Raw genomic sequence first — 14,140 nt, 5'->3', positions numbered from 1 at the left:
ACCGATGCCTGGTACAGCGTGCGCGACGAGCCCATCATCGACGTCATCACGATCAGCAGGATCGACAGCATCAGCATCACGACGACCGCATTCGCGACCCACGCGCCGCCGCCGACGATCTTCGCCATCGCGGCCGCCACGCCGGTGCCGTCGCCGATCGACGGATCGAGCATCGCCTGCGTGCCGAGCGCGCCCTGGAACGCCAGCGGCACGAGCGTCATCACGACCAGACACAGCGCGCCCGACCAGAAGATCGCCTTGGCGGTATCGCGCCGCGGATCGCGGAATTCGCGCGTGTAGCAGACGGCCGTCTCGAAACCGTACGACGCCCAGCCGGCCATGAACATCGCGCCGAGCGCCATCGTGACGCCCTGCCCGTTCCATGAGCCGAACGTCCCGGCCGTGAGGTTGCCGTGTGCGTCGTGACCGAGCGGCAGCAGCGGGAGCAGGTTCGACATCGGCACGTCGCCGGTGACGAACGGCACGATGCCGACGATCAGGAGCGGCGTAAGCGACGCGATGCCGAGAATGCGCTGCGTGCGCGCAGCCTTCGATGCACCGCTGTGTTGAAGCTTGAACGTGATGAGAAGCAGGATCGTCGCGATGATGAACGTCGCATTGATCCGCAGGGACAGCCCCGGCTTGATGAACCCGAGATCCGCAATCTTGAGCTGCCAGTGCAGCACCGCCGCGTCGGCGGGAAAGAGGCTCGTGAGCGCATAGCTCGCCGCGAGGCCGCAGCCGAGCGCAAGCATCGGCGACCACGCGAGCCAGTTGCACCACACGGAAACCGGGGCAATCAGCTTGCTGTAACGGACCCAGCCGATCGCGCCATACACGGACGCGCCGCCCGATTTATGGGGAAATAGTCCCGATATTTCCGCATAAGTCGCGCTTTGAATCAGCCCCATCGTGATCGCGGCGATCCAGATCGCCCACGCGGGCTGGCCGATCGTCGCGCATACGCCGCCGATCGTGAACAGCACGCCTGCCGGCACGCCGCTCGTTACCCAGAATGCGTCTTTCCAAGTCAGGCCACGATGCAGCGTGTGGCCCGTCGAATCATGTGAGATGGTTGCCTCAACATCACTGGTGCGATTCGCACGCAGTCCTGCTTGACTCATCCAATTCCTCCTGTGATGACTCCGCACAAGGGCCGTAGTGTAACAATTTACGGGCTTTTTTGCAGAATCAAAAAAATAATTCCGGGATATGGCCGTATCGCAGTGCGATTATTTTGGAATCCTTCCGACCATTCCCGGACTGTCTCTTCGTGTTTTTATTTCGATGAATCGTCGCGGTTTATTGCGCGCCTTCGGTCCACGCGTTCACGCGATCCGCATGGGCCGCAATCCAAGCATCGGCTGCCGCTTCCGGCTTCGAGCCGCTCTGGATCGCCAGCATCACGCTGTCGATTTCACCCGGCTTCCACTGGAATTTCTTCAGGAACGTCACGACCGGTTTGGCCTTCCCTTCGAGCGACGGATTCACGACGCTGTCGACGTGCTCGGCGCCGCCGAATACCTTCTTCGGATCCTCGAGGAAGCGCAGCTTCCATTTCGCAAACATCCAGTGCGGCGCCCAGCCGGTCACGATGATCGGCTTGTTCGCACTGACCGAGCGCGAGAGCTCGGCCGTCATCGCGCTGCCCGAGCTCGGCATCAGCGTGTAGTTCAGCCCGTAGCTCTTGATCGCATCGTCGGTCTTGCGCATCACGCCGGCGCCCGCGTCGATGCCGACGATCCGGCCGCCGAAGCTGTCCTTCTCCGCGTTCAGGTCGTCGATGCTCTTCGCCTTCACGTACGCGGGCACGATCAGGCCGATCTTCGCATCCGGGAAATTCGCGCCGAGATCGACGACCTTGGCCTTGTACTCGTCCCAGTACGAGCCGTGCGTGACCGGCAGCCACGCGGACAGCGTCGCGTCGAGATCGCCGCGCGCCACGCCCTGCCACATGATCCCGGCAGCGACCGGCACGAGCTTGACCTGGTAGCCGAGCTTCTTCTCGATCACGCGGGCCGCGACGTTCGACGTCGCGACGCTGTCGTCCCAGCCTTCGACGTAGCCGATCTTCAGCGTCGGTTTCGTATCGGCGAGCGCGGATGCGCTCAGTGCCACCATCGCCGACAGTGCGCCGGTCCACAACAATTTTCCGAACAGCTTCATGGTCGATCTCCTTGATATGCGCACACCGCGCGTTGCCTCTCTAGGTTCTTCAACCACAAATCCGCGGTATCGTTTTTTTCCGACGGATGCTTGTCCGGACGCGACGCGCCCGGACAGCCAATGGCAAGTTTCGACTACTTGTCGATCACGAGATCCGACAGCGGCTTGCTGCAGCACAGCAGCACCATCCCCTGGTCGATCTCGCGCTGGCGGATGCCGCCGTTGTGTTTCATTTCAACCTGCCCCGACACGAGCTTCACCTTGCAAGTGCCGCACATGCCCTGCGTGCACGACGCCGGCAGCCGCACGCCCGACTGGCGGGCCGCGTCGAGCACGTGCTGCGCCGAGCCGCACGCAATCTCGCGATTGCTCTTCGCGAAGCTGACCGTGTACTGCTTCGTCGCGATGTCGCCACCGTCGGCCGCCGGCACGAGTTCGGCAAGCACCTCGTCGCTCGCGGTCTGCGCGAGCGTTTCGAACGAGAAGCTCTCCTCGTGATACTGCTTGCGCTCGAAGCCGGCTTCGTCGAGCAGGTCGCGCACGGCCTTCATGTACGGCGCGGGGCCGCACGTGAAGATCTCGCGTTCCATGAAATCCGGTGCGATCAGCTTCAAGAGCGGCAGCGTCAGGAAGCCCGTGACGCCCGGCCAGTTCGTGCGCGCACCGACGCGCTCGACGACGAACGACGTGCGGAAATTCGTATGATTCGACGCGATCAGGTCGAGCTCGCGCGCGAAGATGATGTCGTCCGGCGTACGCGCGCTGTGCACGAACAGGATGTCGCGATCCTCGGCGAGATCATGGTGCGCGCGGCTCATCGACATCAGCGGCGTGACGCCCGAGCCGGCCGACAGGAACAGGTACTTGCGCGCCGGATGCCGCGCGCACGTGAATTCGCCGGCCGGGCCGAGCACGCGCACCGACGCGCCCGGCTGCAGGTTGTCGTGCAGCCAGTTCGACACCTTGCCGCCCGGCACGCGCTTCACCGTGATCGAGATCGTGTGCGGCCGCGCGGGCGACGACGAGATCGTGTAGCACCGGTTGATGGTCTCGCCTTCGATGTCGAGCTCGAGCGTGACGAACTGCCCGGGCTCGAACGAGAACGCACGGCCTTGCGGCGAACGGAAGAAGAAACTCTTCACGTCGTGGGTTTCCTGCCGCACGTGGCAGCACACCAGCGTTTCCTCGACGTCGCTCGTCCAGCGCTCGGGAAGGGCGTTCCAGAACGCCGGGTGCGTCACCCGGCTGTCCGTCGGCTCGAAATTGGCCGCATCTCGCATCATGTCAGCCTCCGCAGGGCCGCCCCAAGGAGGCTGACCGCCCCCGTGGGGGGCAGGGAACGCAGTGAGCGTGGGGGTCGTTTCATCAATTGCTCCGCTTGTCCGCTGCTAAGTACTACGCGCCGGTTTTTTCGGCGAGCCGGCCGATGTACCAGGCCGAGAATTTTTCGACGAGACCTTCCGTGTACGGCGAATACGGGCCCGGCTCGTACGCGCTGCTGGTCGCGCCGCGCTGCGAGAATTCGACGAGCGCGCGATCCTGGTCGTTGGTTGCATTCCACACGGCCGTGAGGTTCTTCACGTCGTAGTCGATGCCTTCCTTCGCGTCCTTGTTCACCAGCCACTTGGTGCGTACCAGCGTCTTGCCGGCCGACAGCGGAATCACCGAGAACGTCACGATGTGATCGCTCATGAAGTGGTGCCACGAGTTCGGCTGCGTCCAGAACGACAGACCGCCAAGATCGGCCTGCTCGAACTTGCCGAGCAGCTTCTTCGATGCGACCTTCGCGTCGAGCGTCTGCGATTCGCCGCTGCGGTCGAGCGGCAGGCGCTGCGTGCGGAAGCCCGTCACGTCGTGCAGCTTTTCGATCTCGGCGGACGGCAGGCCCATCTCGGCCCATTCCTTCCCTCGCCGGATGCACGTTTCCGCAAACGCGTCCATGCCTTCGGCATTCGCGTCGGAGCGCTGGTAGCCGAAGCCGTATTCGTACAACGAGATCGTCAGTTCAGGATGGTTCGCGACGCAGTGATAGCACTCGCGGTTGTTCTCCATCGTGAGCTTCCAGTTGCCTTCCTCGATGATGTCGATCTGTGCGGCGATCTTCGTGTTCGGCAGATCGTGCGGTAGCAGGTACGGCTCCATCTCGGCGCGCAGCTGCGCGAAATCGACGGGCGGCTCGTCGGCGAGGCAGATGAAGATCAGGCCTGCCAGGTTCTCGACGTGCACCGACTTCAGGCTGTGCTTGCAGCGGTCGAACTTCTCGCCCATGTGCTCGGCGAACATCAGCTGGCCCGTCAGGTTGTAGGTCCAGCTGTGGTACGGGCACACGATGTTGCCGACCGATCCCTTGTCCTCATTGCACAGGCGCGCGCCGCGGTGACGGCACACGTTGTGGAACGCGCGGATCGCCATGTCGTCGTCGCGCACGATCAGGATCGAGTCGCTCCCGAGTTCCACGGTCACGTAGTCGCCCGGCTCGGGAATGTCCGGTTCGACCGCTACCTGGATCCAGTGCTGGCGGAAAATCGCCTCCATGTCGAGGGCGAAGATTTCCTCGCTCGTGTAGAACGGCGCGTCGAGGCTGTGGCCTTCCTTGCGTCGCTCGATCAGTGCACGAATGTCTGCCGATACTTTCATCGTTTGCTCCGGATTCCTTGCATCCCTGGGTTCTTGCCGACAGGCATCAAAATCAGTAGTCGATGAGCTGATGCTCGCGCAAATACGCGAGGATCACTTGTGCTTTTTCGACCGAACTCCCTTCATTTACGACGTTGCCGCCACGGCTTTCGGTCGTCGTCGCGGACAGCATCCGGGCATGCCCGGAGCGCTTCTCGGCGGCGACCAGCTTTACGGGTTTACGCTCGACCGGACCGACCGTCCATGCAGACGCGTCGGCGTCGGCACCGGGCGCCGCGAGCGCCGGCCGGATCGCACCGGCACGCAGCCGCGCATACGCGTAGCGCGGCTCGGCATTGGCGAGCGGATGGACGGCGACGACGGCCGGCAGCGCCGCATCGACGCGCCGCCGCAGCCCTTTCGGCAAAAATTGCCGGACGGCCGCGCGGCCGCCTTCGACCGTCACGTCGACGGCCGAGCCGACCAGCGGATAGCCGAGCGCCGCGGCGACGCGATACGGCAGCATCCCGGTGTCGTACGCGCCCTCGGCGCGCGTGCCGGTCAGCACGAGGTCGTAGCCTTCGACGCGCGCGGCGAGCGCGTGCACGGCATCGTCGCCGTCGCGGCAGGCCAGCACCTCGACCTCCCGCGCGCCGAGCGCGAGATATTCGGCAAGCGCCGCATTCGCGGGGTCGCCTGCATGGATCACGTCGAGCGTCGCGCGATGCTTCTCCGCGAGCTGGCGGCCGGTTTCGAGCGCGGCCGCGTCGTTGCGGCTGTAGCGCGCGACGCCGCTGACCGGGTGCCGGCCGACGGACACGAGCACCGCGATGCGTTGCAACTGGCGGGGGGCGTTCATGCGGCGACTCCTTCCGGTTCACGGGTGCCGACCGCGGCCGGCGATTCGCCGCGCGCAACACGCGCGGCCTGCACCTGTTCGATCAGCGCGGCGATCGTCGCCTGCGCGTCGCCGACCACCGTCAGGTTCGCGCGCTTCGCGATCGGCGCGCTGCCGTCGAGGTTCACCGCGATCACGTGCCGGCAGTCCTTGATCCCCTGCAGGTGCTGCACCGCGCCCGAGATGCCGAACGCGATGTACACGCTCGCCTCGACCGTCTTGCCGGTTGCGCCGACCTGCTTGTCGCGCGTGAAGTGGCCGTTGTCGACCGCGACGCGGCTCGCGCCGATCGCCGCGCCGAAGGCGCCGGCGAGCCGCTCGAACGCGCCGATGTCGGACACGCCGTTGCCGGCCGACACGATGAAATCGGCTTCCTCGAGCGCGACCTGCGCCGCGTCGATTTCGTCGAGGCCGAGATCGCGGTACGGCTGCGCGGCGCCGCCCGCCGGGCGGATGAAATCGGCGGCCACGCGTTCGCCCGCGCCGACGAACGGCAGCTTCGCATCGACCGCGTTCTGCGCCAGCAGGATCACGTCGGGCAGCGCACGGGTGGCAAAGGCACGCCCGGCCTGCGCATACGCGCCCACATGCTTCGCGTCGATCTCGACGACGTTGGTCGCGACGCTCGCGCCTGCGGCCGCCGCGTAGCGCCGGCCGAGATCGCCGTCGCCCGTCGCGTTGTCGGGCACGAACACATGCTTCGGCGCAAGTGCCGCGACGCATGCCTGCAACGCTTGCAATTCGCTTTCGGGATCGAACGCGCGGCGGTCGAAGCCGGCGAGCTCAAGCAGCTTGTCGACGCCGAGTTCGGCCACGTCGTCCTTCAGTTCGCCGAACGCGAGCAGCGCGACTTCGGTATCGGCATCGGCAAGCAGCGCGGCGGCGGCGATCGCCTGCCGCGAATGGTCGTCGAGCGCGCCGCGTTCGCCGTGCGCGACCACCAGCATCACGTGCTTCGGGTCCTGCACCGCGCGGCGCGGCTTCGCGGCCGCTGCGTGGCCATGCGCGGACCAGTGCGCGGCGCTCGCATCGGCGCTGCCTTCCTCGCCGAGCGTGATGCGCTTCAGGCCCGCGGCCGTGATGACGAACGGCCGGCGCGGATCGATTCGTTTGATCGTGTTCATCGATTCACTCCAGCGAGGCGGCGACGAGTTCGGCCACATCGAGCACGTCGGGGCGCGGGCCCACGACGCCTTCGAGCATGGCCGTGCAGTTCGGGCACGCAACCGCGACCACGTCCGCGCCGATCGTGCGTGCATCGGCGATGCGGATGTCGGGAATGCGTTGCTTGCCGGGGATGTCGGTCAGCGGCGCACCGCCGCCACCGCCGCAGCAGCGGCCACGCATGCCGTTGCGTTCCATCTCGACGACCTGGATGCCGATCGTCTTCAGCAGCTTGCGCGGCGCTTCCGTCTCGCCGTTGTAGCGGCCGAGGTAGCACGGGTCGTGATACGTCGTGCGCTTCTCGCGCAATGCTTCGACGGCCTTCGGCGCGATCTTGCCGCTGTCGGCCAGTTCGGCGAGATAGGTCGTGTGATGCTTGACCGTCACGCGCAGCCCGAGCGCACGGTATTCGTTGCGCAGGCTGTGCATCACGTGCGGGTCGGCCGTCACGATCTGCTGGTACGACAGCGAGCCGAGCGTGCCGATCAGGCGCTTCGCCATCTGCTGGAACGTCGCTTCGTCGCCGAGGCGGCGTGCGACGTCGCCGGTGTCGGTCTCGGTCGCGCCGAGCACCGCGTAGTCGACGCCCGCCTTGTTCAACACAGTGACGAACGCGCGCAGCGTACGCTGGTAGCGCATGTCGAACGCGCCTTCGCCCGCGACGAACAGCACGTCGACCGGCTTGCCCGGCTGCGCGACGGGCGCGCTCAGGTCGACCGACCAGTCGTAGCGCGCGGCCGTGTCGTAGCCGCCCATCGTGCCGGTCTCACGCAGGTTCGCGAGCACTTCCTGGCCCTTGCCGGGCACCGTGCCGTGCACGAGCGTGCGGTTGCGGCGCATGTCGACGATCGCGTCGACGTGCTCGATCAGCATCGGGCATTCCTGCACGCATGCGCGGCAGGTCGTGCACGACCACAGCGTTTGCTCCTCGATCAGGCCCGACACGATCGGGCCGTTCGGCTCGCCGCGATGCTGGCCGACCGCGATGCCCGGCGACGGGCTGCCCGCGTACGCCGCATCGGTGCCGCCCGCCATCCCGACGACGAGATCCTGGATCAGCTTCTTCGGGTTCAGCGGCTGGCCCGACGCGAACGCGGGGCACGCGGCTTCGCACTTGCCGCACTGCACGCACGCGTCAAAGCTCAGCAGCTGGTTCCAGCGGAATTCGACCGGCTTCGCGACGCCATATTCCTGATGCTCGATGTCCGGCAGCTTCAGCGCGGTCGGCGGCGTGGCCGTGCCGTTGCCGGTGAACGATTCCCGCGTCGCGGCAAAACGCTCCTGGCGCGGGTGGAACGCGAGGTGCAGCAGGCCGGCGATCGCATGCTTCATCGGGCCGCCCTTCGCGGCGCCGACCGTCATCGTGAACGCGCCGACGCCGATCAGCAGCGCGCAGAGCACCGCGAACCCGCCCGACATCGCGCCGGTGGGCACCAGCATGAACAGCACGAGGCCGAGCGCGAACGAGCCGAGCAGCCAGGGCAGCGTATTCCACGGGCCGCGCGACAGGCGGGCCGGCACATCCTTCGCCGCGCGCCGGCGCCACACGAACACCGCGCCGACCAGCATCGCAAGCGCCGCAAGGAAAATCAGCTTGTCGAGCCACGGCGAGTAGATCGCGAGGCCATAGTTGACGAACACCAGTGCGAGCGCGCCGATCGCGCCGCCGGCGGTCGCGACGTGGGTCTTCGCGATGTACGGATCGCGGGCGACCACATGGTGCAGGTCGACGAAGTAACGCTTCGGAATCGCGAACAGGTTCGCGACGCCGAACGAGCCGGGCGCGGTGGCGCGACCCAGACGCCAGTATGACGAGCGCTTCGCGACCGCGAACGCGAGCCCCGCCACCGACAACCACAACAGTGCGGTAATGAGGAAGGACGGATTCATCTTCAGAAATCCTTCACGAGACGCAGCGAGTCGTAGATCGCGCCGTGGACGTTGTGCATCGAGATGCAATCGCCGACGCGGAACAGCAGGAAACGGCCGTTGCCGAGTTCTTCCGACAGGCACGGCTGCGGCTCGGCCGCAAACAGCGTGTGCGGATCGATCTGGCCGCGGTTCAGCGATTCCGGCTTGAGCTTCCAGTACAGCTCGTCGTTCGGCGACGAACCGTTCTCGATCACCACCTGGTCGACCGCGCGCTCTTCCAGTTCTTCCGTGTACTCGTTGCGCAGCACGGCGATGATCTTGCCGTCCTCTTCATACACACGGTCGAGCATCGTGTTCGGCGTCGGGATCACGCCGAACGCGTACAGGCGGCGATAGAAGATCGGGAACGTCGTGCCGCCGCAATCGTCGGCCACCTTCACGTCCGGCGTGACGACCTCGACCTTCGAGCCGCGGCTCGCCATGAAGTCGGCCACGCCCGCGCCCGCATGGGTGCTCACGCCGTCGAACAGCAGCACGTTCTGCTTCGGCTCGACCTTGCCGGTCAGGATGTCCCACGAGCTGACGGCGAGACCCTCGGCCACGCCCCAGCCCGGCACCTGCCACGTGAAGCTCGAGCCGCCCGTCGCGAGCACGACGATATCCGGCTTCTCGGCCATGATCATCTTCTCGTCGGCGGCCACGCCGAGGCGGCGGTCGACGCCCAGGCGCTTCGTTTCCATGTCGAACCAGCGGATGATCCCCGACATCTGTTCGCGCTGCGGCGCCTTCGCGGCGATCATCACCTGCCCGCCCACTTCGGCGTTCTTCTCGAACAGCACGACGTCGTGGCCGCGCAGCTTCGCAACCCGCGCCGCCTCGAGGCCCGCCGGGCCGGCGCCCACCACCACGACCTTGCGCTTCGGGCCGCGCGACTTCTCGACGACGTGCGGCATCGTCGCTTCGCGCGAGGTGGCCGCGTTCTGGATGCACAGCACGTCGAGGCCGTTGTACTGGCGGTCGATGCAGTAGTTCGCGCCGACGCACTGCTTGATTTCGTCTTCGCGGCCGTCGCGGATCTTGATCACCATGTGCGGATCGGCGATCTGCGCGCGCGTCATGCCGACCAGGTCGATCATGCCGGTGGCGAGCAGGCGCTCGGCCTGGCCCGCATCGCGGATGCTCTGCGCGTGCATCACCGGAATCTTCACGACCGACTTGATGCCGGCCGCGAGGTGCACGAACGGCTCCGGCGGCAACGCCATCGGCGGCATGCAGTTGGCGATCGTGTTGTGCGTATCGCCGCCCGACCCGACCACGCTCAGGTAGTCGATCAGGCCCGTCTCCGACATCGCCTGCGCGATTTCCTTCAGCGCCTCGTGATCGAGACCGTCCTCGTGGAATTCGTCGCCGCACATGCGCAGGCCGACGCAGAAATCCTTGCCGACCGCCTCGCGCACGGCCGTCAGGACTTCGATGCCGAAGCGCAGGCGGTTCTCCAGGCTGCCGCCCCATTCGTCGGTGCGGTGGTTCGAGCGCTTGCTCCAGAACTGGTCGATCAGGTGCTGGTGGGCCGCCGAGATTTCGATGCCGTCCATGCCGGCGGCCTTCACGCGCTTCGCGGCCGCCGCGAAATCGCCGATGATGCGGCGGATTTCCTCGATCTCGATGATCTTCGCGTTGCCGCGGTGCACCGGTTCGCGCACGCCCGACGGCGACATCAGGTGCGGCCAGTGCTCGCCGTGGAACGACGAGCGGCGGCCCATGTGGGTCGCCTGGATCATGATCTTCGCGCCGTGCTTGTGCATCGTGTCGGCGAGGCGCGTGAGCGGATCGATGATCTTGTCGGTCGACAGGTTCACCGATTTCCACCAGCCCTGCGGGCTGTCGATCGACACCGGGCTCGACCCGCCGCAAATGGCCAGGCCGACACCGCCCTTCGCCTTTTCTTCGTAGTAGCGGATGTAGCGGTCGCCCGGCAGGCCGCCCGGCTCGGCATACACCTCCGCGTGCGCGGTGCTGACGATCCGGTTGCGCAGCGTCAGCTGGTTCAGCTGCATGGGTTTGAACAGGTGGGGATAACGCATCGCTGGCGACCTCTGGCGTTCGAATGTCTCGTGTTGCGGGTGTTGTCGTGTTTCAGTGAATCAGTGCATCAACGCATCAGTGCGCGATCGGCGACACTTCGAAGACGCAATGGTCGTGATGCTCGGCCGCGCACTGCACTTCCGACGATCGCGCGCGCGGCGCGCCCTTGCCTTCCGGCGTCGTGTCGTTGACCCAGTCCATCGCACCCGCGAACCAGCCCGCGAACATGTAGCAGAGCTTGCCTTCCTTGCCCGGCTGCTGGAGCACGAACGACGAATGGCGCAGCTCGATCTTCGCGCGCGCGCCGGCCGGATCGGCCTCGATGATCGAGAACAGGCCCCAGCCGCGCTGCGACAGACGATTCAGGTAGTGCTCGAACACGGCCATGCCGGTCAGGCCGTGCAGCTTGGCTTCCTTGTCGCACCAGTGGTATGCGGACTTGTAGCCGGCCTTGTAGAGGATCTCGGCATACGCATCGACGCCGAGCGCTTCCTCGACGGCGACGTGGTTGTTCGTGAAGAAGTGGCGCGGCACGTACAGCATCGGCAGCGCGTCGGTGGTCCAGACGCCGGTATCGGGATCGACGTTGATCGGCAGTTGCGGTTGCATCGTGGTGACTCCGTGAGGAAATTGGGCGCGCGGCGCAGTGCGCAGGCGCGACATCGTCCGCGCGCCCGCGCGGCTTGCGCGGGCACGTCCCGATTTTTTAATGTTGAATCGCGGGTGGCGGTTCGGCCGGCGCGGCGCTTACGCGCCCCACACGTCCTTGAACACGCGCACCCAGTTCTCGCCCATGATCTTGCGGATACGCGACTCCTTCCAGCCATGGCGTTCCATCGCGGCGGTCAGGTTCGGGAACTCGCCGATCGTGCGGATGCCGTCCGGGTTGATCACCTTGCCGAAGTTCGTCAGCTGGCGATAGCGGCCCTTGTCATGCGTCAGCATGTCGAAGAATTCCTTCGCGAAATCCTGCGTGAAATCCGTGCCGATGCCGACCGCGTCTTCGCCGATCAAGTTCACGACATAGTCGATCGCCTCGATGTAGTCGTCGATCGTCGCTTCGATCCCGCGCTTCAGGAACGGCGCGAACATCGTCACGCCGACGAAGCCGCCCGCATCGGCGATCTCCTTCAGCTGCGCGTCGCTCTTGTTGCGCGGATGCTCCTTCAGGCCCGACGGCAGGCAGTGCGAATAGCACACCGGCTTCTTCGAGAACGCGATCGCTTCCGACGACGTGTTGCCGCCCACATGCGACAGGTCGACCATGATGCCGACGCGGTTCATCTCGGTGATCACTTCGCGGCCGAAATCCGACAGCCCGCCGTCGCGTTCGTAGCAACCGGTGCCGACCAGGTTCTGCGTGTTGTAGCAAAGCTGCACGACGCGCACGCCCATGTCGGCGAACGCTTCGATATAGCCGAGGTTGTCCTCGAACGCATGCGCGTTCTGGAAGCCGAGGATGATCCCGGTCTTGCCTTCCTTCTTCGCGCGGAAGATGTCGTCCGTCGTGCGCACCAGCGTCAGCAGCTCGCCGTTGTCGCGGATCTTCTTCTTCATCACGCCGATGTTGTCGACGGTCTTGGCGAAGTTCTCCCACACCGACACGGTGCAGTTCGCGGCCGTGATGCCACCCTTGCGCATATCCTCGAACACCGGCTTCTCGAACTTCGAGATGTTCAGTCCGTCGATGATGATGCTGTCTTGATGCAGCGTGCTCATGAGTTGCTCCAGTATTGTCGGGTCGGTCGGATCAGTAGATCGGGAAGCGTTCGCACAACGCGAAGATCTCGCGGCGCACGCGCTGTTCGGTCGCGTGGTCGCCTTCCGGGTTCGCGCGCAGCGCGTCGAACACGTCGAGGATCAGGCGGCCCACTTCGCGGAATTCCGCGACGCCGAAGCCGCGCGTCGTGCCGGCCGGCGTGCCGAGGCGGATGCCCGACGTGACGGTCGGCTTCTCGGTGTCGAACGGAATGCCGTTCTTGTTGCAGGTGATGCCCGCGCGCTCCAGCGCCTGCTCGACCGGCGCGCCCTTCAGGCCCTTCGGGCGCAGGTCGACCAGCAGCAGGTGGTTGTCGGTGCCGCCCGTGACGAGATCGACGCCGCCCGCCTTCAGCACCTCGCCGAGCGCCTGCGCGTTCGCGAGCACGTTGTCGATATAGGTCTTGAAGTCCGCGTGCAGCACTTCGCCGAACGCGACGGCCTTGCCGGCGATCACGTGCATCAGCGGGCCGCCTTGCAGGCCGGGGAACACGGCCGAGTTGATCTTCTTCGCGATCTCCTCGTCGTTGGTCAGCACGAAGCCGCCGCGCGGGCCGCGCAGCGTCTTGTGGGTGGTCGACGTGACGACGTGCGCGTGCTCGACCGGGTTCGCGTGGCGGCCCGCGGCGATCACGCCGGCGATGTGCGCCATGTCGACCATCAGCTTCGCGCCGACGCTGTCGGCGATCGCGCGGAAGCGTGCGAAGTCGAGCGCACGCGGGTACGCCGAGAAGCCTGCGATGATCAGGTTCGGCTTGTGCTCGTGTGCGAGTGCCTCGACCTGGTCGTAATCGATCAGCATCGTGTCGCGGTTCACGCCGTACTGAACGGCGTTGAACCACTTGCCCGACAACGCCGGCTTCGCGCCGTGCGTCAGGTGGCCGCCCGCGTCCAGCGACATGCCGAGCACCGTGTCGCCCGGCTTGGCCAGCGCGAGCATCACCGAGCCGTTCGCCTGCGCGCCCGAGTGCGGCTGCACGTTCGCATAGCCCGCGTTGAAGATCTGCTTCACGCGCTCGATCGCCAGCGCCTCGACTTCGTCCGCAAATTCGCAGCCGCCGTAGTAGCGCTTGCCCGGATAACCTTCCGCGTACTTGTTGGTCAGCACCGAGCCCTGCGCCTCGAGCACGGCGCGCGACACGATGTTTTCCGACGCGATCAGCTCGACCTGCGACTGCTGACGCTCGAGTTCCTTCAGGATGGCGCTGCGCACCGGCGCGTCGCGCTCGGCAAGGGGCTGCGAGAAGAAAGGCTGGGGGTTCGACATAGTGCGTCCGTGACGAAGAATAAAGGTCTGCAACCGAAGCTCAAGGCCCGCCCTTCCTGGGTTTCCCGCTTGCCCAATGCAAGGCTGCCAACGGCTCTATTCTTGTCGTTCGGATTTTCGGCGGATTGATGAATTTAGACGCGTTCTTTGCCTTTTCCGCCATGCGCGTCCGTTTTATACAAGTGACCGGTCGTGCTTTTTCGGATGACCGACAAAAACGGTGTCGGCCGTTCACCTATGGACACGCACTTCGGCAGTGCGTTTGCCGCCCGGTCGAAGTGCGGCACATCCCGGATACGGTGCAGTGCAACATC

11 protein-coding genes are annotated in these 14,140 nt (G+C 65.7%); all 11 read right to left on the bottom strand.

Annotation, left to right across the window (positions count from 1 at the left end; translation table 11 throughout):
* Positions 1-1,124: APC family permease (locus tag BFF94_RS25890; protein ID WP_219140011.1), on the bottom strand; the 1,124-nt coding region annotated here is incomplete at its 3' end.
* 178 nt (positions 1,125-1,302) lie between these two features.
* Complete coding sequence (locus BFF94_RS25885; RefSeq protein WP_128849647.1) at positions 1,303-2,166, bottom strand: glycine betaine ABC transporter substrate-binding protein; 864 nt, start codon at positions 2,164-2,166, stop codon at positions 1,303-1,305.
* 134 nt (positions 2,167-2,300) lie between these two features.
* Entirely contained in the window at positions 2,301-3,449 is a 1,149-nt protein-coding gene (locus BFF94_RS25880; protein WP_128849645.1) for an FAD-binding oxidoreductase, read from the bottom strand.
* Between the two features lie 112 nt (positions 3,450-3,561).
* Positions 3,562-4,803 (bottom strand): aromatic ring-hydroxylating oxygenase subunit alpha, encoded by a 1,242-nt coding sequence (locus BFF94_RS25875; RefSeq protein ID WP_128849643.1) that lies wholly within the window; start codon positions 4,801-4,803, stop codon positions 3,562-3,564.
* Between the two features lie 52 nt (positions 4,804-4,855).
* A complete protein-coding gene (locus tag BFF94_RS25870; RefSeq protein WP_219140010.1) occupies positions 4,856-5,641 on the bottom strand; it encodes an electron transfer flavoprotein subunit beta/FixA family protein in 786 nt (261 codons plus the stop codon).
* The gene (locus tag BFF94_RS25865) at positions 5,638-6,804 is read right to left on the bottom strand and encodes an electron transfer flavoprotein subunit alpha/FixB family protein (protein WP_219140009.1); all 1,167 of its coding nucleotides are present in this window, start codon (positions 6,802-6,804) and stop codon (positions 5,638-5,640) included. Before BFF94_RS25865 ends, BFF94_RS25870 begins: the two co-directional genes overlap by 4 nt.
* A 4-nt stretch (positions 6,805-6,808) precedes the next feature.
* Positions 6,809-8,734 carry a (Fe-S)-binding protein gene (locus BFF94_RS25860; RefSeq protein WP_128849640.1) on the bottom strand — a complete coding sequence of 642 codons (1,926 nt, stop codon included), beginning with the start codon at positions 8,732-8,734 and terminating at the stop codon, positions 6,809-6,811.
* Between the two features lie 2 nt (positions 8,735-8,736).
* The gene (locus BFF94_RS25855) at positions 8,737-10,800 is read right to left on the bottom strand and encodes an NADH:flavin oxidoreductase (protein ID WP_219140008.1); all 2,064 of its coding nucleotides are present in this window, start codon (positions 10,798-10,800) and stop codon (positions 8,737-8,739) included.
* 76 nt (positions 10,801-10,876) lie between these two features.
* Positions 10,877-11,410, bottom strand: a complete 534-nt coding sequence (locus BFF94_RS25850; RefSeq protein WP_128849637.1) for a DUF5943 domain-containing protein — start codon at positions 11,408-11,410, stop codon at positions 10,877-10,879.
* 138 nt (positions 11,411-11,548) lie between these two features.
* A complete protein-coding gene (locus tag BFF94_RS25845) occupies positions 11,549-12,520 on the bottom strand; it encodes a dipeptidase (protein WP_128849635.1) in 972 nt (323 codons plus the stop codon).
* A gap of 31 nt (positions 12,521-12,551) precedes the next feature.
* A complete protein-coding gene (locus BFF94_RS25840) occupies positions 12,552-13,826 on the bottom strand; it encodes a serine hydroxymethyltransferase (RefSeq protein WP_128849632.1) in 1,275 nt (424 codons plus the stop codon).
* Positions 13,827-14,140: the final 314 nt, after the last annotated feature.

The organism is Burkholderia catarinensis, assembly GCF_001883705.2.
Lineage (GTDB): Bacteria > Pseudomonadota > Gammaproteobacteria > Burkholderiales > Burkholderiaceae > Burkholderia > Burkholderia catarinensis.
The sequence above is the reverse complement of the archived record's forward strand: the minus strand, read 5'-3'. Positions and strand labels throughout refer to the sequence as shown.

What these genes read in the sequence shown, in the direction of transcription:
- BFF94_RS25885 (WP_128849647.1), bottom strand. Translation starts at nt 2,166, where the DNA reads ATGAAGCTGTTCGGAAAATTGTTGTGGACCGGCGCACTGTCGGCGATG.
- BFF94_RS25880 (WP_128849645.1), bottom strand. Translation starts at nt 3,449, where the DNA reads ATGATGCGAGATGCGGCCAATTTCGAGCCGACGGACAGCCGGGTGACG.
- BFF94_RS25875 (WP_128849643.1), bottom strand. Translation starts at nt 4,803, where the DNA reads ATGAAAGTATCGGCAGACATTCGTGCACTGATCGAGCGACGCAAGGAA.
- BFF94_RS25870 (WP_219140010.1), bottom strand. Translation starts at nt 5,641, where the DNA reads ATGAACGCCCCCCGCCAGTTGCAACGCATCGCGGTGCTCGTGTCCGTC.
- BFF94_RS25865 (WP_219140009.1), bottom strand. Translation starts at nt 6,804, where the DNA reads ATGAACACGATCAAACGAATCGATCCGCGCCGGCCGTTCGTCATCACG.
- BFF94_RS25860 (WP_128849640.1), bottom strand. Translation starts at nt 8,734, where the DNA reads ATGAATCCGTCCTTCCTCATTACCGCACTGTTGTGGTTGTCGGTGGCG.
- BFF94_RS25855 (WP_219140008.1), bottom strand. Translation starts at nt 10,800, where the DNA reads ATGCGTTATCCCCACCTGTTCAAACCCATGCAGCTGAACCAGCTGACG.
- BFF94_RS25850 (WP_128849637.1), bottom strand. Translation starts at nt 11,410, where the DNA reads ATGCAACCGCAACTGCCGATCAACGTCGATCCCGATACCGGCGTCTGG.
- BFF94_RS25845 (WP_128849635.1), bottom strand. Translation starts at nt 12,520, where the DNA reads ATGAGCACGCTGCATCAAGACAGCATCATCATCGACGGACTGAACATC.
- BFF94_RS25840 (WP_128849632.1), bottom strand. Translation starts at nt 13,826, where the DNA reads ATGTCGAACCCCCAGCCTTTCTTCTCGCAGCCCCTTGCCGAGCGCGAC.